At 45.8% G+C, this 22,330-nt stretch carries 17 protein-coding genes; all 17 read left to right on the forward strand.

Annotated elements, in window-relative coordinates; translation table 11 throughout:
* Positions 1–18 precede the first annotated feature (18 nt).
* The 17 genes from IDSA_RS01010 to pseF all read left to right on the forward strand — a co-directional run bounded on the left by IDSA_RS01010 (position 19) and on the right by pseF (position 22,326).
* Positions 19–834 (forward strand): mechanosensitive ion channel family protein, encoded by an 816-nt coding sequence (locus IDSA_RS01010; RefSeq protein WP_034773618.1) that lies wholly within the window; start codon positions 19–21, stop codon positions 832–834.
* Positions 835–1,081: 247 nt separating this feature from the next.
* Positions 1,082–2,125, forward strand: coding sequence for a UDP-N-acetylglucosamine--undecaprenyl-phosphate N-acetylglucosaminephosphotransferase (gene wecA / locus IDSA_RS01015; protein ID WP_051985981.1), 1,044 nt, complete (start codon positions 1,082–1,084; stop codon positions 2,123–2,125).
* Positions 2,126–2,283: 158 nt separating this feature from the next.
* On the forward strand, positions 2,284–2,574 hold the full coding sequence (locus IDSA_RS12080) for a hypothetical protein (protein ID WP_034773621.1): 291 nt from the start codon (positions 2,284–2,286) through the stop codon (positions 2,572–2,574).
* 153 nt (positions 2,575–2,727) lie between these two features.
* Entirely contained in the window at positions 2,728–3,486 is a 759-nt protein-coding gene (locus IDSA_RS01025) for a YjbF family lipoprotein (RefSeq protein ID WP_034773624.1), read from the forward strand.
* On the forward strand, positions 3,483–6,545 hold the full coding sequence (locus IDSA_RS01030; protein ID WP_051985982.1) for a YjbH domain-containing protein: 3,063 nt from the start codon (positions 3,483–3,485) through the stop codon (positions 6,543–6,545). The genes IDSA_RS01025 and IDSA_RS01030 overlap by 4 nt, the downstream gene beginning before the upstream one ends.
* Positions 6,546–6,562: 17 nt before the next feature.
* Positions 6,563–7,726, forward strand: a complete 1,164-nt coding sequence (locus IDSA_RS01035; RefSeq protein ID WP_034773627.1) for a nucleotide sugar dehydrogenase — start codon at positions 6,563–6,565, stop codon at positions 7,724–7,726.
* 21 nt (positions 7,727–7,747) lie between these two features.
* Entirely contained in the window at positions 7,748–8,662 is a 915-nt protein-coding gene (locus tag IDSA_RS01040) for a Wzz/FepE/Etk N-terminal domain-containing protein (RefSeq protein WP_034773630.1), read from the forward strand.
* Positions 8,663–8,669: 7 nt separating this feature from the next.
* On the forward strand, positions 8,670–9,944 hold the full coding sequence (locus IDSA_RS01045) for a hypothetical protein (protein WP_034773632.1): 1,275 nt from the start codon (positions 8,670–8,672) through the stop codon (positions 9,942–9,944).
* Positions 9,932–10,687: a glycosyltransferase family 2 protein gene (locus tag IDSA_RS01050; protein WP_034773634.1), complete on the forward strand. Its 756-nt coding sequence runs from the start codon at positions 9,932–9,934 to the stop codon at positions 10,685–10,687. Before IDSA_RS01045 ends, IDSA_RS01050 begins: the two co-directional genes overlap by 13 nt.
* Before the next feature lie 133 nt (positions 10,688–10,820).
* On the forward strand, positions 10,821–12,038 hold the full coding sequence (locus IDSA_RS01055) for a glycosyltransferase family 4 protein (protein WP_034773637.1): 1,218 nt from the start codon (positions 10,821–10,823) through the stop codon (positions 12,036–12,038).
* A gap of 261 nt (positions 12,039–12,299) precedes the next feature.
* Positions 12,300–15,029: an SLBB domain-containing protein gene (locus IDSA_RS01060; RefSeq protein ID WP_232221245.1), complete on the forward strand. Its 2,730-nt coding sequence runs from the start codon at positions 12,300–12,302 to the stop codon at positions 15,027–15,029.
* Positions 15,030–15,054: 25 nt separating this feature from the next.
* Entirely contained in the window at positions 15,055–16,521 is a 1,467-nt protein-coding gene (gene pgi, locus IDSA_RS01065; protein WP_034773643.1) for a glucose-6-phosphate isomerase, read from the forward strand.
* A gap of 6 nt (positions 16,522–16,527) precedes the next feature.
* On the forward strand, positions 16,528–17,049 hold the full coding sequence (gene rfaH / locus IDSA_RS01070; protein WP_034773645.1) for a transcription/translation regulatory transformer protein RfaH: 522 nt from the start codon (positions 16,528–16,530) through the stop codon (positions 17,047–17,049).
* Between the two features lie 615 nt (positions 17,050–17,664).
* On the forward strand, positions 17,665–19,461 hold the full coding sequence (locus IDSA_RS01075) for an ABC transporter ATP-binding protein (RefSeq protein ID WP_034773647.1): 1,797 nt from the start codon (positions 17,665–17,667) through the stop codon (positions 19,459–19,461).
* Between the two features lie 20 nt (positions 19,462–19,481).
* Positions 19,482–20,480, forward strand: coding sequence for a UDP-N-acetylglucosamine 4,6-dehydratase (inverting) (gene pseB / locus IDSA_RS01080; RefSeq protein ID WP_034773649.1), 999 nt, complete (start codon positions 19,482–19,484; stop codon positions 20,478–20,480).
* Positions 20,480–21,640, forward strand: coding sequence for a UDP-4-amino-4,6-dideoxy-N-acetyl-beta-L-altrosamine transaminase (gene pseC, locus IDSA_RS01085; RefSeq protein WP_034773651.1), 1,161 nt, complete (start codon positions 20,480–20,482; stop codon positions 21,638–21,640). Before pseB ends, pseC begins: the two co-directional genes overlap by 1 nt.
* Positions 21,637–22,326, forward strand: a complete 690-nt coding sequence (pseF, locus tag IDSA_RS01090; protein WP_034773653.1) for a pseudaminic acid cytidylyltransferase — start codon at positions 21,637–21,639, stop codon at positions 22,324–22,326. Before pseC ends, pseF begins: the two co-directional genes overlap by 4 nt.
* The last annotated feature ends 4 nt before the right edge of the window (positions 22,327–22,330 follow it).

Consider the following 22,330-nt stretch of genomic DNA (forward strand, 5'->3'; position numbering starts at 1 on the left):
AAATAGGACACCGAGAACATGGACCAGATTACCCAATGGGTTACTGAGAACCGCGACCTCATCATCAGCTATACGGTGAGCTTCATAGTCGCCATCGTCATCATCATTGTTGGCTTGATCGTCGCCAACAACGTGGTCAGGCTGATGAGCCGCGCCATGCATCGCAAAGAAATGGATGGCGCGGTGATTTCCTTCCTGAGTGCTATCGTCAAAGCCGTGATTTTTATCGCAGCGCTGCTGATGGCGTTGTCGCAGGTCGGCGTGCAGACCACCTCCTTTATTGCCATCTTAGGTGCCGCCGGTCTGGCGATCGCATTATCGCTGCAAAGCTCGCTGGCGAACATGGCATCGGGTGTGCTCATCATCATCTTCCGTCCGTTTCGTGCTGGTGAGTACGTGGATGCAGGCGGCGTGTCGGGCACCATCCAGGAAGTGAACATCTTCCAGACCATCATGAAGACCCCCGACAACAAGGTTGTGTTCGTGCCGAACGCCCAGATCACCAGCAAGCCGACAATCAACTACAGCCGTGAAGACACCCGCCGCATCGACCTGGTTATCGGCGTGTCGTACAGTGCCGATCTGCTGAAAACCAAAGAAGTGCTGATGGAAGTGGTGCAGGCCGACTCGCGCGTGCTGCCCGAGCCAGGCATCAATATTCAGGTAAATGAACTGGCCGATTCGTCAGTCAACTTCATCGTCCGCCCCTGGGTTGCCGTCAACGATTACTGGCCAACCCGCTGGGACCTGTTGCGCGAAATCAAGCTAGCCCTTGATAAAAACGGCATTAGCATCCCGTTCCCCCAGCGCGACGTACACGTTTACAAACAGTAGCCCGTGGTTCCACCACGGGTTTTTCCCGAAAAAACACAAATGTTTTTTGTCAGAGCCGCAGTCATTTTATGTCTGCGGCTCTCACGTTTTTGTAAGCAAATAAGGCTAAAGTGTAAATTATGTTACGAGCCCCTTTGCAGTAAATCATCAGATCGATTACAATCCCCCGTAGTAAAAGGGCTTCACAGCTCAAAAAACAAAACATTAACAACGAAATATTACTAATCGCCCCGGAGCGCAGCCCTTTATGTCCATGATTCCTCTGTTTATCGCGTTAGGTGCCACAGCATTAATGCTGCGCCTGATGCATCCCGTTGCAGAGTTAGTCGACTTATTGGATAAACCCTGTAATCGTAAGCGCCATCAGGGAGCTGTGCCGCTTATTGGCGGCATCGCGGTATTTTCAGGCGTTGCTATATCTATGGTATTTAGCGCCGAGCTGCAATTACAGGCGCGATTATTTCTGGTGAGTTCAGCCATGATGGTTTTCATTGGCATGCTTGATGATAAATTCGATTTAAGTGTGCGCCTGCGCCTACTGGGTCAGTTCCTCGCCGCCAGTGTCATTATATTCGGTGGTCATCTCTATATCTCAAATCTGGGTAACCTGTTTGGCTTTGGTATTGTTGATCTCGGGGTATGGGGTATTCCATTCACCTACCTTGCGATTCTGGCCGCGATGAATGCTTATAATATGATCGATGGTATCGACGGACTCCTTGGCGCCATGGGGCTTATCGCTTTTACAGGTATAGCAAGCGTGGCAGCGCTGAACAATCAGGCGCAAGTTTATCAGTACGCACTAATGGCCGCTTTTGCGCTGATTCCTTTTATTATCTGCAACATGACAATCACCAGCCGCTACCGAAAAGTATTTATGGGAGATGCAGGCTCTATGTTCGTGGGCCTTACCGTTGTCTGGTTATTATCGCAGAGCACCCAACCACAACATGCTGATGGTGCATCAATTATGGCAGTGACCTCATTATGGCTGGTGGCGCTGCCGATTATGGACATGGTCTCGGTTATGATTCGCCGCGCAATTTCAGGGCGTAACCCGACGTCGCCGGATCGTGATCATATCCATCATCTCTATTTGCGTGCAGGCTTCAGCCCCCGGCGGACACTCGCTATCCTGGTGGGCATCGCAATGATATTAGCAGCAATCGGCATTTTGCTCGAATGGGCTGACGCCCCGGCGGTTATCAGTTTAGCCTTGTTTTTAGCGGCTTATACACTGTATTTTCAGCAGTTCAGAATTTTAAAGACGCATTTCAAAACAGAGCGTTAAAATAGCTCTGATAGGAATAATTTAGCCCGTTTCGTTCTGGTCTTTATTGAAGTTTCACTTCACAAAGGCGCAACAAGGTGCTAACTTTACAGGTAATCACTCGCAGTGACGCGAGCTGATTGGCCAATCAAGAAAAAAATGGAATAGAGGTGTTTATTATGAATAAATTAACCGCTTTACTTGCGGCTGTATTATTGGCGGCTTCGCCATTAACTATGGCGCAAGAAACTGGTACTGCAGCCGAAGGCTCAGCATCAGGTTCAGGCTTTGCAATGACTACCGGTGCAATGGTTGCCGCTGGTGTTGCTATAGCAGCAGTTGTTGTAGTTGCTGATGACAGCGATGACGAGCCACTACCTCCTGGTCCTGGCCCCGGCCCTGGTCCTGGTCCTGGCCCTGGTCCTGGTACCGGCACTCAAACTGGCACTACTACTGTAACCGGTAATTAATTGCCAGTGATTAACCGCTAGGTTAGTCAAAAGTATCAAAAAGCCGCGAGCAGGTTGCTGTTCGCGGCTTTTTTCTGTTTATGCGCCCGGCTTCCCTGTGGTAAGATTCCACATCTTTCAAACATATTAAAATAATGAACTGTCGGGAAACTAATGACGATCAATTTTAAGCCGCTACTGCACCGGATGGGTGTGGTAATGCTGATCGGCGCAATACTAAGCGTCGCCGGTTGCAGCACGCGCGTGAAAAATCTTGCCGAAATTGCGAAATTCGCCGTGGACGAGCCGGATGATGTGGTCCTGACGGCTGCTGAGATAAAAGACTATCCCCATGCCGCACAGTACATTGAGTTTGATGATCAACCGCAAGTATTAATGGCGCTGAACTTCGATGACCAGGGCGTACTTAAATGGCGCACTGGTGGTGAGGAAGTTGTTATGACTCGCCGCGGTCGTTTTATTGGCAGCGTCAACATTGCCAATGCTCCCATACAAATACAGGAACACAATCCGGATCCGCTGCTGTGCATGAGCAAAAACATGCAACGCAAAGAGCCAGTCACAAGCAACTGCGAATCGGTATGGCAACGTACCCTGTGGATCAACAACCGCACCGAGACAACCAGCCGCGACACTACCTGCACGCTGGTAAGCGAATTCAGCCACAGCGGCGAGGAAACCCTCCTGATGCCGAACGATGAGCAGATAGCCGCACAGGTGATCACGGAATCGGGTGAAGTTATGCCTACCGTGCAAGGGCAGGAACCGATTCCGTTCGAGAACACCTTCTGGATCGATCCTGGTACCGGTCGCACGCTCAAATCCCGTCAGTTTGTATCCCCAACGATAGGTTACGTTGACATCACCGAAGTGAAGGCTTACGCCGGCGATGTGCGAGGCAGCAAAGAATGAAACAACGAATTACAGCCCTAACGCTGGCGCTCGCGTTCACGATTAGCAGCCACCAGGCTCATGCGCAGCAAGATCAGGCACAGCAAGTCGCCATCAAAGTAAATGGCCCGGAAATTCAGAACGATGTGATCACCTTCGCCGGGAGCCCGCGTCTGAGCCAGGTCTACAATGAGCTGCAGGTGCGCGGCGTCAATATGCAGAACGTGCACTGGCCGGCCGTCCGGCTGGTTAGCGCGGATGCTCAGGAACAGCGCCTTAACGAACAACGCGAACTGGTTCAGCAACTGTACCAGTTGAGCAAGCATTACCGTGAACAGGGCGATGATTCCAACGAACAGTTCGTCCGCCGCGTTGCCGAGCAAGTTGCAAGCTGGCCGGTTATCGGTGCCGAACCTATTGGGCCCGGGCATGTACAGACGCCTGAAGCCAATACTATGAACCAAAACGTGGTCAAAAAAAGTAGCCTCAGTGCGATCTGGGATGAAGCTCGTATCAGCATTGACGCAAACCCTTTGCTCCCGGCCAGCGAAGAACAAAAAAACCGCTACCAGCTTGTCGTTCCCACTATCGATCAGCACCAGGATGACAACCTGCAAGTTATCGGTGCGGTCTGGGTGCCTTTTGTGATGGATTACAATCCAAAGCTGACTGCCCGCGAAACCGCTCAGCAGGAAAAACTCAAACAACGTCTGGAAGATCTCTCACGGCCCTACGAAGTTACGCAGATTACCGTTGATGGTATTACCGAAACTATCTACATTGACCCGCATAACGCCTACAGCCAGAAATTCTCGTCTGGCGCTAAAGTATTTGTGAAATTCGAAACCAGCGAACTACCGAACGAATTTGCCGATATCAACGAGAAGCTTATTGAGCTGGCACGCTACTGGAACCCGTTAAAGCCACACCTGAGCACGACGACCACATCACGGGTCAGAAGCGCTACGTTGGGCCCACTGGTGCAAGAACAACTGCCGGAAGAACCCACGCTATGGCTTGGTGAGGCGGACGATAAGCCGCGCACCACTACCAGCGACTTCGGCGGTACCGGCTTACTGCAAATGCCGTCTGGTCGTATGGCCGAGCATGGTGAATTCAGCTTCACTTATTACGACAATGAAGAATACCGGCGATGGGCAATGAGCCTTCAAGTTTTTCCGTGGTTGGAAACTACCATCCGCTATAACGATATTCGTACCCGGCGCTACAGCCCGTTCCCGGAGTTCAGTGGCGATCAGACCTACAAAGACCGTGGCGTAGACTTCAAATTCCGTCTGCTGGAAGAAAGCCGCTGGGTACCTGAACTGAGCGTCGGCATCCGCGATCTTGCGGGCACCGGCTTCTTTTCCGGTGAGTTTATTGCGGCAAACAAACGTTTCGGTGATCTCGACCTGACGTTAGGTATGGGCTGGGGTTATCTGGGCAAAAACGACAACATCAGCAACCCGTTTTGTGAAATTACCGATGATTTTTGTCGGCGTCCGCGGGGGTTTGTAGGATCCGGCGGCGATTTTGAGCCAGATAGGTGGTTTCGGGGGCCAACGTCTTTGTTCGGCGGCATTGAATACCATACGCCGTGGGATCCTCTTACTCTCAAGCTGGAATACGATGGTAACGACTACCGCAACGAGCCAGCAATAGTCGCTATAGAGCAGGACTCACCATGGAATCTAGGCTTTGAGTATCAGGTAAACGATATGTTTAACGTGAAGCTGAGTTTTGAGCGCGGCAATACCATGATGTTTGGTTTCACGTTACGAACCAACTTTAATGACCTGGTGCAGCCGAAAGCCGCACCTGGCAGCCGTCCGCCGCAAGCACCAAAACGGCCAACGACAGAGCAACTCAAGAATGAAGAAGCAGTACAGGAAATTCGCAATGCGTTATACGCAGAAGCGGGGATCTGGACCGGTAAGTTGACACTCAGCGCCGATGAGAAAACTCTCAGGTTCTATGGTGGCCAGTACCGCTACCGTGAACAGGAGCTGGCCATCGAGAAAGCCGGCCGTGTGCTTGCCAGTGAATTACCGCCAACAGTTGAAACCTACAGCTTCTTAGAAGAAGTAAACGGCATGCTACTGGCGCAGACCAATATTGATGCCAGCCAGTTTAAAGCAGCGATTTCTCGTACTGACATACAAAGCACTACCGCACAGAGTTACAGCCGTTCTAAACCTGAAGTCAGCGAAGGTGAGCAGAAACTATTTGTGGCGGATCACCAAATAAGCTGGCCGGGATTTACCGTCAAACCTTTTCTGGAGCAGAGCTTTGGTGGCCCGGAAGGCTTTTATATGTATCAGATCAGCTTGGATGTCCGTTCAAGCTGGAGCCTGACCGAGAATTTATTCGTTTATGGCACTCTGAGCACAAAAGTTGCCAATAATTACGATAAATTCAATTTTATCGCTGGCCGTGAAGATGGGCCTTTGCCGCGGGTGCGTACTTATGTGCGCGAATATGTGACTATGTCGGACGTCTGGCTGCGTAATCTGCAGTTGGTCTATCAGAAGCAGCTGACGGATAACTGGTACGCGATGGCCTACGGTGGCTACTACGAACTTATGTTCGGCGGCGTTGGCGGCGAAGTGCTCTACCGCGAACTGGACAGCAACTGGGCCTTTGGCATGGATATCAATTATGCCCGGCAGCGTAGCTTTGAGAATCACACTGGTTTCCGCGATTATGACGTGATCACCGGCCATGCAACCAGTTACTGGATGCCGGAATTTTTACCGGATAGTCAAATACGGCTGGCGATAGGACAGTTCCTGGCTGGCGATCGAGGGGCTCAGGTCAGCTTTGAGCATAAGTTTGATAGCGGTATTATCGCCGGCGCTTATGCTGCTAAGACCAACGTATCAGCCGAAGACTACGGCGAAGGCAGCTTCACAAAAGGGTTTTACATCAGTATTCCTTTTGACTTGTTGCAGCTGCAGCACAGCCCTAAAAGGGGCACAATAAGTTGGTCGCCGCTCACCCGTGACGGTGGGCAAATGCTACGCAGAGAGTTCTCACTGTTTGGCTTTACGGACAAGCGCAGTCCTTATTACACAGAATAAGAACGGATAGGGAAACTATGAAAATAGCGGTAGCAGGAACGGGGTATGTTGGCTTGTCTAACGCGGTATTGCTGGCCCAGCACAATGAAGTGGTGGCCGTCGATATTGTTGAAGACCGTGTGGCAAAAATTAACGCAAAACAGAGTCCGATCGAAGATAAGGAAATCAGTTTATTCCTAGCTAATCAGGCCCTTAACCTCACCGCGACGCTTGATAAGTCAGCTTATGCCGATGCGGATTATGTAATCATCGCTACCCCGACAGACTACGACCCGGTAACCAATTGCTTTAATACCTCGTCCGTCGAATCGGTCATTAGCGATGTCCTGGCAAGCAATCCCAACGCAGTGATGATTATCAAATCAACCATACCGGTTGGCTACACGCAGCAACTACGGGATCAGTTTAGCACCGAAAATATCATTTTTTCGCCAGAATTTTTGCGCGAAGGCAAGGCACTGTACGATAACCTGTACCCTTCCCGGATTATTATTGGCGAACGTTCAGAGAGGGCTGAAATCTTCGGCGGTTTATTGCTCAACGGTGCAATAAAAAAGGATGTACCTCTATTATTTACTGGCTCCACCGAAGCCGAAGCCATTAAGCTCTTTGCCAATACCTATTTGGCCATGCGGGTAGCGTATTTTAATGAGCTCGATACATACTCAGTTGTGCACGGTTTGGATAGCAGACAAGTGATTGAAGGAGTGTGTCTCGATCCCAGGATTGGCGCTCATTATAATAATCCAAGTTTTGGATACGGCGGCTACTGTCTACCGAAAGATACTAAGCAATTACTTGCTAATTATGAAGAAATTCCACAAAACATGATTCGGGCCGTAGTAGATGCTAATCGCACTCGCAAAGACTTTATTGCAGAAGACATATTAAAGCGTAAACCTGGAATGGTAGGTGTATTCCGCTTGGTGATGAAGCAAGGCTCCGACAACTTTCGCGCATCTGCTGTACAAGGCATTATGAAGCGTTTGAAGGCCAAGGGAATTGAAGTTGTGGTTTATGAACCAGTACTTAAAGAAAACCAATTTTTTCAATCCCCCGTGGTCCGTGATTTAGATGAGTTTAAGCGGAACTGCGATATTATTATTAGTAATCGTCACCATGATGACCTTAGTGATGTTATTGATAAAGTATATACCCGTGATCTCTTCGGTAATGATTAAATAAAAATTTGGAGATGTTTAATGTCCGCTGAAACAGAGTTTTCTCTTCCGAGCATGCTAAGCTATTACTGGAATCATAAGTGGAAGGTGATTTTATTTACACTTTGTCTCACAGCTCTATCCATCTTATATGCGTTAAGTGAAGCTGAGCTTTATGAGTCTACAGTATTAGTTGCCCCGGCAGACAAAGGTGGTAACCACTTCAGTAACTTGGCTGACTCACAGATCGGAAGTCTTGCGGGCTTGGCCGGTATCAATATTGGCACCGGAAGTGCGCTTAATGATATAGATTTAGCTTTTGCTATCTTACAATCTAATAAATTTCTATCTAAATTTATCAACGAAAACAATTTAAAGCCTATCCTTTTTGCGGTGGATCGCTGGGATCCAGTGCGTAACGACTTTATTTTCGACTCCGAGCTATACCTATCGGATTCGGGTCTTTGGGTTGGTAACGCCGGTGAGCGTACCGAACCTACCAATCAAAAAGCCGTAAAGGTTCTTTTAGAAAAAATTGAAATAGAAGAAGCTCGTTATGCCGGTTTGTACAATATATCTATGCGTAGCCGATCGCCTGTGACGGCAAAAGAGTGGCTTGATTCCTTAATTTTGTCGCTTAATGAAGAACTGCGCCTTAAAGATCAAGAGGAAGCAATCCAGAGTATTCGTTTTCTGGAAAAAAAATTATCTGTTGTAACGAGCGCCGAAATCAAGGGCGTACTTTACTCGTTGATGGAAGAGCAAACAAAAAGGCTTATGCTTACCGAAGCGCGTAAGGACTATATTATTGAGATAATTGATCCGCCCATTTACCCCGACCAGCGTGTACACCCAAAACGATCATTGATTGTTCTGATAGGGATAATACTGGGCTTAACTATTTCAATTTTCATCTTGACGATCCGTTATTTTTACATCTGTTTGGAAGACAAGTGATTCGCTAATGCTTAAAGAAGAATTTCGGAAAAAAAGGTTGCGGTCATTTACATTGCATTCGGCGGTGGCGATCCTTTTTTTTAACCTATTTTTTCCAAGCTTTAACAATTTATTTGATCCTACGGGGCGTATGGGTTTTGCTATTCATAGTGCATTACTTCTTCTGTTGCTAACTTCTTACCTATTGGTTTCTCGTCGAAAAATAACCGCAACCGTTTCGATCTATTTAGCCGTATATATGTTAATGACTATTAATATTTTATACACCTCATATATCTCTAATGATTTAGCCGTTAGAGATTTGTTTGAAATCATGAGACCAACTCTATTTTTTTTATCGCTCTGGTTTGGATATGAGTTTTCCCGCCTAATCAACGATGCAGACACGTTGTTTTTAAAAATTCTATGCCAGTTCGTACTCGCAATCGTCATAATTAGCCTCATCCTTTATTTTTCTCCAAAAGCAATAAGAGAAGTCGTTGCGTCGTTTTATAATAAACCAACGCTTATCATAATGAATCGCTCCGCCGGCACTTTTGTTAATCCTTACGATTATGCTTTAATAGCCAGCTTACTATTTACGTATAGCTATATTCGCTTTGTAAACTCAGGCCGCAAAGTATATGCGGTTACCTGCTTACTAGTCGCTTTAACGATCGCGCTATCTCAAAGCAAGATTGGTTTTATTCTGCTTGTTTCATCTTTATTTCTGACAAGCACGCTTTTGTATTTTGGCGGGAGGCATGACGGCTCTTCTTGCCTTCGTCGAAAGATACGCCTATCGTTTGTTCCGCTTACCTTCATTGCTTTATCGTCGGCAGGCTTTTTTTACTTTTACGATGAGATTAGGTATCTAGCGCACGGTATAACTAAATTACTGGAAGGCGGGGATAAATCAACCCAAATTCGCGCCCAGCAAATAGCAGATGGATTTTCAATTTGGCTGTCTAGTATCCCCCATATACTCTTTGGTGCTGGTGCTATGAAAAGCGCTGGGATGTATTTTGAAAATCTATACGTTCTATATATTGTGCGCTACGGTCTATTAGGTGTAATAATTTTAATATTTTCGCTGTTTGTACCCTTAGCAATGGCATTTAAGCTTTGGATAAAGGAACATACCGAAGCGAAGTTGACTGCCGTGATATTCATTTGCAACGTTATTATTAGTGGCATCGCTAACAATAACATCGATCAGATGCGTATAACGCTTATTTATTTTATGTTGGTTGGCATTATTATGCACCAAGGAAAGGAAAGAAATTACAAATGCAGCCGTTAGTTTCTATTATTATGCCATCCTTTAACTCAGCTCGAAGCATTGCTGAATCGGTTCAGTCAGTTATTGATCAGTCTTTTTCGAATTGGGAACTGATCATATGTGATGACTGTTCTCAGGATGAAACGGTAAGTCTGGCTTTAAAAATTGCAGAATCAGAGGAGCGAATAGTAATAATATCAAATGATGTTAACTCCGGCCCCGCTGTTGCGCGTAACAATGCTTTAAGAATGGCTAGAGGTAGATTTATTGCATTCTTGGATTCGGATGATTTATGGTTTGATAATTTTCTTGAAGCGCAGCTTGAGTTTCTTGCCGCGACTAGCGCTAACTTTGTTTTTTCGGGCTATGAAATATTTTACGATGGAATTGATAGAAATAAATCCTATTTCATGCCCACAGCCGACGCTACCTTCGATGGTATCTTAAAGCAGTGTCAAATTTCGTGCTTAACAGCTATTTACGATTCAAAAATTATTGGCAAAATGCCGATGCCAAATTATGGCCGAGAAGACCTTGGCTGTTGGTTAAATATTTTAAAAAAAACTGAAAAAGCGTATTGCAATCGACAGATCTTAGCCGCATATCGAATTAGGCCGGGATCGGTTTCACGAAATAAACTGAAAATCATGCATGAGCAGTGGCAAACCATTCGCGGGGCAGCTAATTTGGGCATTGTTCGATCCTGCTTCTATATATCTATATGGGCTTGGAAAGGAATCGTTAAATACCATTTTTCGCGTTGATAATATGGTATTTTTATAATGTACATGTTATCAGTGAGATAATCGGCGATTATGATTAATCGCTTCAAGTATTAATGAAGATTCGTGAAAACTTTGCCGGATCTTGGTAGTTAATAATTTATAGGAATATTCGGTGGCGCCAAAAAAAATATTGTTTACAAATATATCGTATTTGCCGGAAGTTGGCGGCGTTGAGAATTCGCTTTACCATCTGTCCGAAGCTAGTAAGAAGAACGGTGATTATCCTTATTTGCTATACGGTATAAAAGGTAGCTGTACTAATGATGTATTTCGGCGAAATGGCATTGTACATATTACATTTGGGCGAGGCAGCGGTGGGTTGATGGCTACCATATTTGCATTTACTCGATTACTTCGTTTAGTTTCGACTATTAATTCTAAGATTAGCTTTGAAAAGATCGTACAAAGGAACCATTTTGTGGCGCTTGTAGTAAATATTTTATTTAAAGGTCAAACGGTTTATTTAGCGCCTGGATTTGCCAAAAATCAGCACACGCTCAAGAATATTAACGCACAGAAGCTTCCGGTGTTAGAAAAAAAAGTTTTCCAAATTAAATCGTTTATTAGTCGTTGCGTCGATTGGCTTGCGTTGGTGACAACCAAAAAAATTTATGTTTTCTCGGATAATATGGAAGTCCAAGCGAGGGACGTATTAGGGCGTTTTAACCGTGGTCGAGAAATTTTGATCGTTAAACCCGGCATTGACGTTATGCGTTTTGAACGATTTTCTGGGGAAAAGTTTGATTTAAGAGCTAATAAATTCGGATTCGAACCAGATGCATTTATATTCCTTGCTTTAGGTCGTTGTGTTTCCGCAAAGGGCTTCCGTTATATTCTCGAAGCGGCCAATGCCCTGCAGAACAAGAACAAGAATAAATTCAAGTTCAAATTATTAATTGTAGGTGATGGCCCTGAGCTTAGTTCCTATAAAGATTATGTCGCTAGCAATAATTTAGAGAAGTTGGTGCTCTTTGTAGGGAAAGTGTCTGATCCAGAGACTTACTACGCTATTGCGGATTGCTTTGTTATGAGTTCGACATATGAACCTCTGGGGCAAACTCTATTGGAAGCGGCCGCATCTCAGTTACCGATAATTGCGTTTAGCGACAACTGTAAAGTTAGCTTCCCTGACTTTAGAACTGCAACGGAAGAGGTTCTGCTTGATATTCCGATATATTGCAATAGCGTTACCGAATACGAGTTAAGCGGCGCAATGGAAAAGGTCATGAATATGACTGAGCAGGAAAGAGGGGATTTGGGGGCGGTTGCTCGTGCACATGTTGCGCGCAACTTTAGCTGGGGAAAGTTATATGCAGATCTGACATCATGACTGGGTAAGCCTATATATCAGTATGCTTAACCGATAGAAAGCTGAGTAATAATGGTATAAAATCGCTATCTGAATACCGCAAAAATTGCCAGTAATAGCGGGATAGCTTTAGTTCAGTCGGACACCTTGAGCGTGCTTCATTGTTTTTGTTCTTGAGTGTATATGCGGTATATTGGCTTCAGCGAAGCCTCTGAAGCATGTTGGCTTCATGTCTCAAATGAATGTACATAGCCGCACGAATATAACAGGAAGGAGACGGCAGTGCCCCGTAATATCTCAGCTACTTGGCTAGTTATAGCGATAATAATGACTAGTTTATTAATATTTTCGGAATCAGCTCAAGCTCAAGTAGCAGGCATCACACCACAGCAGCTAGAGCAGTTTAAAAAGCTTCCACGGGCGCAACAAGAGATGCTTGCCCGTCAGTATGGATTTGACTTGTCATTGCTAGACGGCTCGGGGGAGGCGGCAGGAAAAGGTGCAAGAAATCCCCAAACAGTTTTTCCGCGCGGCACTACCTTTGATGAAAGTGGCGAGCCTGTGATTCCTGATGACATCGCAGCACAGTTCCAGGAAGAGGACGGTGATCTACAGCCATTTGGCTATAAGTTATTTGCGGGTGAACCAAGTACATTCGCTCAGGTTACCGATGCGCCTGTACCTACGAATTACATTATTGGTGTTGGTGATACCATACAGGTTCAGCTTTATGGTAAGGAATCCAGATCTCATCAAGTCGTAGTCAGTAGACAGGGGCAGATCACCATCCCAGACCTAGGCCCACTTCAGGTTGTAGGTTTAACATTTGAAAAAATGCGTGAACTGGTACAACAAGAGGTCTCCCAGCGCCTAATTGGTATGCAGGCGGCTGTGAGTATGGGCGAACTGCGTTCCATCCAGATTTTCGTAATGGGCGAAGCCTATAAACCTGGTGCCTACACGGTAAGTTCGCTTACCACGATCATGCAAGCCCTTTTTGTTAGCGGTGGCGTATCGGATATTGCTTCTTTGCGTAATATCCAATTAAAGCGCGGCGGTGAAACGATTGCCACGCTCGATTTATACGACTTTCTTATTCACGGCAATATGGCCAATGATCGTTTGTTGCAATCAGGCGATATGGTTTTTATTCCTTCCCGCAGTGAAATGGTAACCGTAGACGGTGAAGTTGTTCGCCCGGCTATTTATGAACTTAAAAACGAGAAAAATCTTGCTGAAGTACTTGAGTTGGCAGGCGGTGTATTGCCGACTGCATATACAAAAGCAACAAGAATTGAACGTATACGCAAAGGTGGTCGTGTAATAAATACGGTTGATCTGGCAAACGCTAAATCACTGACAGTAGACGGCGGTGACAATATAGAGGTTCCGGCCGTCTCAAATGAAATCGTTGATTCAGTCATGCTGGTAGGTGCGGTAACCCGTCCTGGTTATTATGAATTCACTGAAGGCATGCGCGTCAGCGATGTATTGACAGATATAAAAACGAGTCTTTTAAGCTATGCTGATCTTGGCTATGGACTGATTGTTCGCGAGCGCGATCAACGCCGCGAGATTGAAGTGCATCAATTTGATGTAGAAGCAGCTATTACTGGGGAGAGCAAACACGACAAACGGCTAAAGGCCCAAGACCAGCTGGTAATTTTTTCGCGCTATGAAGATGCGAAGTTACAGGAGCTGCAGCTTACGGACTGGATCGTTAGCGAGACAGAACAAGAGCGTCGTGAACGTACTCAACTACTTAAAGAGTACCGTCAGAATTACCTGCGCGGTTTGGTGGCAGCTCAACAAGAGCGTCTGGATCAAGAAGCACAAGAGCAGCAATCGTCAGAGACGCAGCAAGAGCTTCGAGGTTTATTTACTCAGCGAGGCGTGTACGATGAGCTTGGTGAATCGAAGATTCAGGAATATGCCGAGTACTCACGCCACAATATGCTTGAACCGATTTTAGCTAAATTACGTCACCAGTTTACCGAAAGCGGTAGTTTACCGATAGTACATGTAGAAGGTGAAGTGAATTATCCCGGTGTTTATCCTCTGGTTGAAGGGGCTACAGCATCGAACCTCATCGCAGCAGCCGGTGGCTTGAAAGCTTCTGCATATTTAGCGCGCGCAGAAATTACGCGCACTCAGCTTAAGAGCGGCGAAACAGTCACAGATTACGTAAGTTTTAATCTATTTGATGTCTTAATGGGCGAAACAAATGTGCCTATTAAAAGTCGTGACAGCTTAAATGTATTTGTCATTCCGGATTGGCAAAACACATTAGAAGTGACACTTGAAGGCGAGGTGCGCTTTCCAGGCAAATATACTATTCGCCGCGGTGAAACGCTGGCGGCTCTGATTGAAAGGGCGGGTGGTTTAACAGAATATGCCTTCCCTCGTGGCGCGGTATTTACCCGTGAGGAGCTCAAAAAGCTGGAAAGCCAACGGATGCGTTCGCTTGCGCGAGAACTGCAGCATGAAATAGCAACAAATATTATTACTGGTAATAATCAAAGTGACATGAGCTATCAGCAAATCCGTCAGCTCTTACAAGACCTGATGGCTGTTGACCCGGTCGGGCGTTTAATCATCGATTTGCCTTATATACTGAGCGGCAACTTAAACGCCGATATACAGCTTAAAGATGGTGACAAACTGGTCATCCCGACTCAGCGGAGTACGGTAAATGTCATTGGCGAAGTCCAGCTTGCAAGCTCGTTCTTGTACGATGGAAGCTTGAGTGTAGATGATTATTTGCGCCGAGCCGGTGGCACACGCAAGAAAGCGGATGAAGACCGTATCTTTATTGTGAAGGCAAATGGCGCGGTTGAAATGGTTGAAGTCGGAGGTTGGTTTAGTCTGGGTACTAAGAACCGTATAGAGCCGGGGGATACGGTGGTTGTGCCTCTAGATACCGAGTACACCAACAACATAGAGCTGTGGCGTGACGCAACGCAGATTCTATATCAAATTGGCGTAGCCCTAGCAGCGCTGACTGCAATCTAAGTTTAGTAATTAACATGGACAAGTTATGATTATCGAAAGTGAGTTTCTGAATTTAGATACAACCTATCAGGGCGTCGATATCGACGCCCTGAGCGATTTTGCTGGCAAACGGCTACCGTCAAACTTTGATAAGCTACGTAGCCAGTTGTTGCGTGGTGAGTTTTATAATGCCACAGAAAACAGGTATGTCAGTCACTGCCTTAATCGATCTATCCATAACGTGGTTACTGCAGGTAACGGTAAAAACCGATTTTGCACGATTGTACGCGAGCTTCGAGCGGGCAAATGGTTCGGCGCAACGGGTAAGCCGATCACTGATGTGGTCAATATTGGAGTGGGTGGCTCTGATTTAGGTCCCATGATGGGCAGCTTCGCATTAAAGGAATTTGCGGACGATAATAGCCTGCATAATTTAAGTGTGCATTTTGTAAGCTCCATGGATGGTGGACAGCTTTATGCCGTGTTGCCCATTATCGACCCCGAAACCACTTTGTTTATTATTGCCTCAAAAAGCTTTGGCACCACAGATACCATGGCCAACGTGCGAACTGTACGCACTTGGGTCGAACCTGCCGTCAGTCAGAAAGAGTGGCTCAGCCGACACGTAATCGGCGTGTCGGCCAATAGCCAGGCTATGAACGATTTCGGCATCCCTGCCAGCCAGCAGCTCAGCTTCGCGGATTCGGTTGGCGGTCGTTTCTCGATGTGGTCCGCTATCGGCTTGCCCATAGCGCTCACCATTGGCAGTCACCAGTTCGGCAAAATGCTCGACGGTGCCAAAGCCATGGACGAGCACTTCGCCGGTTCGGAACTAATGGAAAACATCCCGGTCGTAATGGCGCTCATCGGTGTTTACAATCGCGAAGAGCGCAACATCAATAATCTTGCGATATTGCCATACGATGGTCGTCTCCGTTATCTGCCTAATTATCTGCAGCAGCTGGATATGGAATCCAACGGCAAGCAGGCAACCTATCGTAATGAAGAGATCGAGCATCCGACCGGGCCCATCATTTGGGGTGGTTTTGGACCGAACGCGCAGCACGCATTTTTTCAACATTTGCATCAGGGCTTTGATAAGTTCGCTGCGGACTTTGTTGCAGTGTTGCACCGCAAAGCTCCGGGCTTCCACCCGGCCGTACAAAAAGAACTAATAGAACAACAATGTCTAGCCGTTTCTAACTGTCTGGCACACCGCCGTCTGATGTGGTTCGGTGGTGAGAATAATCGCAGCCCGCGGGATTGTTATAGTGGCGAGCATCCATCCAACCTGCTTTACGTGGATGAGCTCACCCCGCAAAGTTTTGGTGCGCTGATTGCCGCCTATGAGCATAAAGTATTCACGCAGGGGGTTATCTGGCAGCTCAACAGTTTTGATCAGCCTGGTGTGGAACTTGGCAAAAAAGTTGCTATCGAAGTATTAAAAGTGATTGATGGTGAAGCTGAACAAAGTTTCGACCCTTCCACCGACGCCATTATCAAAAGAATGTAGGTCAGTATGACTAAGGCCGAAACGACAGTAAAATGGTATCTCGTCCGTTCTAAGCCGAGACAGGAGCGTCGGGCACTGGCAAATCTGAAAAATCAGGATATTACCACCTTCTTTCCGGAAATCACCCTGACTAAGCTGCGCCGTGGGAAGCGCACGCCAGTTACCGAACCACTGTTCCCAGGGTATTTATTTGTGCAGTTGGATGATTATGAAGGTAAGTTTCACAAAATCCGTAGTACTTATGGCGTTACTAAGATGATTCTGTTCGGTGGACAACCCGCGACGGTCCCGGACGCCATGGTTGACGAACTAAAACAAATCAGCAAAACCAACGAACTCTTGAAGCAGCCCCTCAGTGAGGGGGCGGTGCAGCCTGGCGATCAAGTCGAAATTAGTGATGGCCCCTTCGCTGGGTTTATAGCAAAAGTTGTGCAACTTGATGGAGACTCGCGCTGCATAGTTCTGCTTGACTTGTTGCAAAAAGAAGTGCGTGCCAGCTTCGTATACGCACAATTACGCAAAGTCTGACTACTTTCTGCTGAGCGGCGAGCGCCCTCAACATCGTTACTATTGGGCATCATCGCCGTATAAACTGATCGCATATAATTTGCTCAAATATGGCATAACAGTGATTGCAGCAAGGATCATCACTGCGATAGAATACATGCTTGATAAAAAAATGTTAAAGCGCAATCAAACTGGGCTGTGGGAACCGTAACCCAAGGGCGGTAGCGTACCCAAAAGGAAAAACGATGAACGAAGATTATAATGAAACAAAATATGCGTCGCTAAGCTACCAACCAGAGCGCATTGACGACAAAAGCGATTTGGGAGAACAGTTATATATTCTATGACAAGGTGAACAGTCGATCGTCGATATTCCCTTTATTGTGGGGCGTACCCTCCGTAATATAAGCAATGCGCTTGACTATGCGGGACTCTGGTAAAATATTTTTTCTGGTGATGGTTTCTTCTATTGTGTCATTGGTCGCCGACAAAAAAGGAATAATAGCCCCCAAAAACCGGCTTATTTTAATTTTATACAAATGGCAAGTTGTCCGCAGTAGCTTGCTCATATCAAAAAAATATTTGTTATCGATGGCCAGTTTAAAGCCCACTTAACATAATGAGTACAGTAAAAGTATGTTTAAACGGTTAAAAAAACTCTTTGGCTTATTAACGGCTGAGCAACGCAAAAGGTTAGTCAAGCTTCAGGTTCTCGTTGTCTTGATGGCATTTGCTGAAGTCGCTGGCGTTGCCACTATAGGTCCGTTCATGGCTTTAGTTGGAGATATAAGTTTATTGGAAGGGGAAGGTGCTCTAGCACAAGTTTACGCCCATAGCGGGTTAGAAAGTCCCCGTGACTTCCTGCTTTGGTTAGGGCTCGCCGTATTATTAGCTTTATCTTGTGCCGCTGGTATAGCAATGTTTACGACTTGGCGATTGTCTTTATATGCCGCGCAGGTAGGTGCCGAAATTTCAACCCGCTTATACAAGCATTACATGTCACAACCATGGCTTTTTCATGCCAGTGGTAGCAGCAGCCAGTTGACAAATAGAATCTCGCAAGAGTCGAACAGAATTACAAACCTTGTGATTCAACCATTAATGCAGATGAACGCAAAAGGTGTTTTAGCTGTAGTAATGGCCACGGCGATATTTATTTTCAATCCATTGGTTGCTCTAATAGGCTTGCTGCTGTTCGGAGTGGCTTATGTGGCTTTATATAAAACCGTTCGTAAACGCTTAGCAAGTAATGGGCGAGACATATCTAAATCTAACCAACAGCGGTTTAAATTAATGAACGAAGGATTTGGTGGTATAAAAGATACACTTCTGCTGGGCCGTCAGGCCGAGTTTAACGAGCGTTTTGCTAAATCGAGCGATACTCTAGGGTGTGCACAGGGAGTGACAAGAGCCTTATCTCAAGCGCCCCGCTACGCGATGGAATTAGTTGCGTTTGCGGCCGTAATATTCTTAGTCCTTTATTTATTATCTGCCTATGATGGCAACTTAGGAAATATTTTACCGGTCCTATCGGTATATGCATTAGCGGGCTTTAAGTTACTCCCCGCCTTTCAGCAAATGTATACCAGCTTGGCGCAAGTGAAAGGAAATATATCGTCTTTCGACAGTATCGAAGAGGACTTGGCGGCTAGCCAAAATGTTGAAGATATAGGACCTGCCACTAAGGCTGGTAAAATGTCTCCGCAAAGCTTAATAAAGCTTGATAACGTCAGTTTTAGTTATCCAGGCAAAGAAGAACAAGCACTACGCGAATTGACATTGAATATACCAGTAAACCAAGTTATTGGCTTGGTCGGCGCATCAGGATCTGGCAAGTCAACAGCTATCGATATTCTGCTTGGACTAATAGAGCCTCAAACGGGTTCTTTGATAGTCGATGGCGAAGAAATTAAAAATCAGAAAAAAAGAGCTTGGCAAAACAACGTAGGGTTTGTTCCGCAGACTATATTTTTAGCGGATTCTAGTATTAGGGAAAATATCGCCTTTGGAGTACCTTCAGAGCAAATCGATGAAAAACGAGTAATCCGCGCCGCTGAAATGGCGCACTTAGATGAATTACTTGCCCGTTTATCTGACGGTTTAAATACGCGAGTGGGTGAAAGAGGAATTCAACTTTCTGGAGGCCAGCGTCAAAGAATTGGTATAGCCCGCGCCTTATACGATGATGCGGAAGTTTTAGTATTAGACGAGGCTACCAGTGCTCTTGATGGTATTACCGAGAAGCTAGTGATGGACGCTATTCATGACTTTTCGGGTAAGAAAACAATAATTATGATTGCCCATCGGTTAGCAACCGTTAAAAAGTGCGACTGCATTTATTTATTAGATAACGGTAAGGTTATAGATTACGGCAGGTATGAAGATTTGGTTGAGAAAAGCGATATTTTCCAGAAAATGGTCAAGCATGCATAATTTATAGGTAAGGGTACGTAATGTTAAGTAATTCAACGATTTTAGTTACAGGCGGGACGGGTTCTTTTGGACACAAATTTATTCCCATGACGCTTGCAAAGTATAACCCTAAGAAAATTATCATCTTCTCGCGGGACGAGATGAAACAATGGGAAATGGCGAAAATGTTCCCGAATGATGATCGTCTTCGCTTTTTTATTGGTGATGTCCGAGATAAAGACAGATTGTACCGCGCGTTAGATGGCGTCGATTATGTCGTTCATGCGGCGGCTACTAAAATTGTTCCGACTGCCGAATATAATCCGTTTGAGTGTGTGAAAACTAACATTCACGGCGCAATGAACGTGATTGATGCGGCGATAGATAAAGGTGTAAGAGGTGTAGTTGCTCTATCTACGGACAAGGCTAGCAGCCCAATAAATTTATATGGCGCAACAAAGCTAGCCTCAGATAAATTATTTGTTGCCGGAAATTCATACGCTGGTGGACATAAAACGAAATTTTCTGTTGTGCGTTATGGGAACGTTATGGGTTCCCGCGGTTCCGTTATTCCATTCTTTATGTCTATTCGTGATAAAGGCGTCTTACCTATCACAGATGCTCGTATGACGCGTTTTATGATCTCTTTAGAGCAGGGCGTAGAACTTGTCTGGCACGCGTTTGAAGATATGGTGGGTGGTGAAATTTACGTCAAGAAAATTCCATCGATGAAAGTAACTGACGTTGCCATGGTCGTTGCGCCAGAAGCAGAGCAGGAAGTTGTTGGTATTCGCCCAGGCGAGAAGCTGCACGAGCAGATGATTGGTTTTGAGGATGCACCTTATACTTATGAATACCCTGAACACTTTAAAATCCTACCAGCGATAAATAACTGGGATAAGGATTCTGACCGTATTAAAGATGGTAAAAGAGTTCCGGAAGGCTTTATCTATTCAAGCGATAGCAACCACGAATGGATGACGGGCGAGCAACTACAACAGTGGCTAAATACTAACTATGAGCAGATTGGAAAGATCTGATGATACCTTACGGAAAACAAGATATTCAGCAAAGCGATATTGACGCCGTTATCGAGGTTTTAAGATCCGATTTTTTGACGCAAGGCCCTAAAGTCCCAGCATTTGAGATGGCGGTTGCTCAAAAAGTTGGCGCTAAGTATGCCTTGGCGGTAAATAGTGCGACCTCAGCACTTCATATTGCTTGCTTAGCGCTTGGCCTCGGTAAAGGCGACTGGCTCTGGACAACGCCAGTTACTTTTGTTGCATCAGCCAACTGTGGATTATATTGCGGCTCGCAGGTCGACTTTGTCGACATTGATGCGAAAACTTATAATATCAGTGTCAGCGCGCTTGAAAATAAGCTTAAAAGATCAGCTTCTGAAAATCGATTGCCAAAAGTATTAGTGGTTGTACATTTGTGCGGGCAGCCGTGTGAAATGCAGGAAATAAAGTTACTGGCGGATAAATACGGTGTTAAAGTCATTGAGGATGCCTCACATGCCATCGGAGGCAAATACCAAAATGATTACATCGGTAACTGTAAGTACAGTGACATCACTATTTTCAGTTTTCATCCCGTCAAAATTATTACCACTGCCGAAGGCGGCATGGTTCTGACCAACAGTGATGAACTGGCTGACAAAATGAACTTGCTTAGAAGCCACGGCATTACGCGCGACCCGCATTTGATGACAATTGCTCCGGATGGTCCATGGTACTACCAACAAATTGATCTGGGATTTAACTACCGGATGACTGAACTCCAGGCCGCACTGGGTTTAAGTCAGCTAGATCGTCTTGATGAATACGTTGCTCTAAGGCACACAATAGCTACGCATTATGATTCGCTGCTTAGTGCGCTTCCTTTAACTCTGCCTTCGCAGCATCCAGACAGCTATTCAGGTTTGCATCTGTACGTGATTCGTTTAAACCTGAGTCAAATTTCTGTTAGTCATCGAGAAGTTTTTGAATCACTCAGAGCGCAGGATATTGGCGTTAACTTGCACTATATTCCAGTGCATGTACAACCCTATTATCAACAGTTCGGGTTTGAAACCGAAGATTTTCCCGAAGCTATGGCGTATTATCGTGAGGCTATTACTCTTCCTATGTATCCCAGTTTGACTACAGTAGAACAAGAGCACGTTGTGACAGCACTGGAAAAGGCTTTAAGAGTATGAGGATAGCCGTGATTCCTGCCAGAGGGGGCAGCAAGAGAATTCCGCGAAAAAACATAAGAATGTTTAGCGGCAAACCGATGATCGCCTGGTCCATTAAGGCGGCTATTGAAAGCCAGTGTTTTGATGAGATCATTGTCTCTACCGATGATGATGAAATAGCTGAAACTGCTCGAAAATACGGAGCAGTAGTTCCATTTATGCGACCTAAAGAATTAGCTGATGATTATGCTTCGACCGTTCAAGTTGTAAAGCACGCTCTTGAATGGTACGAGAGTACAGGGAACAAAGTAGATCAGCTATGTTGTATCTACGCAACGGCTCCCTTTGTCGACGCTAAGGACATTTCGGCCGGTTTAGAACTCCTTATCCAGGAAGACGCCGACTATGCAATATCAATAACAAGTTTCCCGTTTCCTATCCAGAGAGCATTGACGGTTAGTGATTCGAACCGCTTAAATATGTTTCAACCAGAACATGCGCTTACCCGTTCCCAAGATTTAGAAGAGGCATGGCATGATGTAGGGCAATTTTATTGGGGAAAGAGATCAGCTTGGAGAGAAGAGAAACCATTCTTCACTGCTGCCAGTATTGGTATTCCGATACCTCGTTACCGGGCTCAAGATATTGATACCGAAGAAGATTGGGTTATGGCAGAGCGATTATCTGCGATTAATGAAAAGGGATAATAGG

The organism is Pseudidiomarina salinarum (assembly GCF_000753715.1).
GTDB lineage: Bacteria > Pseudomonadota > Gammaproteobacteria > Enterobacterales > Alteromonadaceae > Pseudidiomarina > Pseudidiomarina salinarum.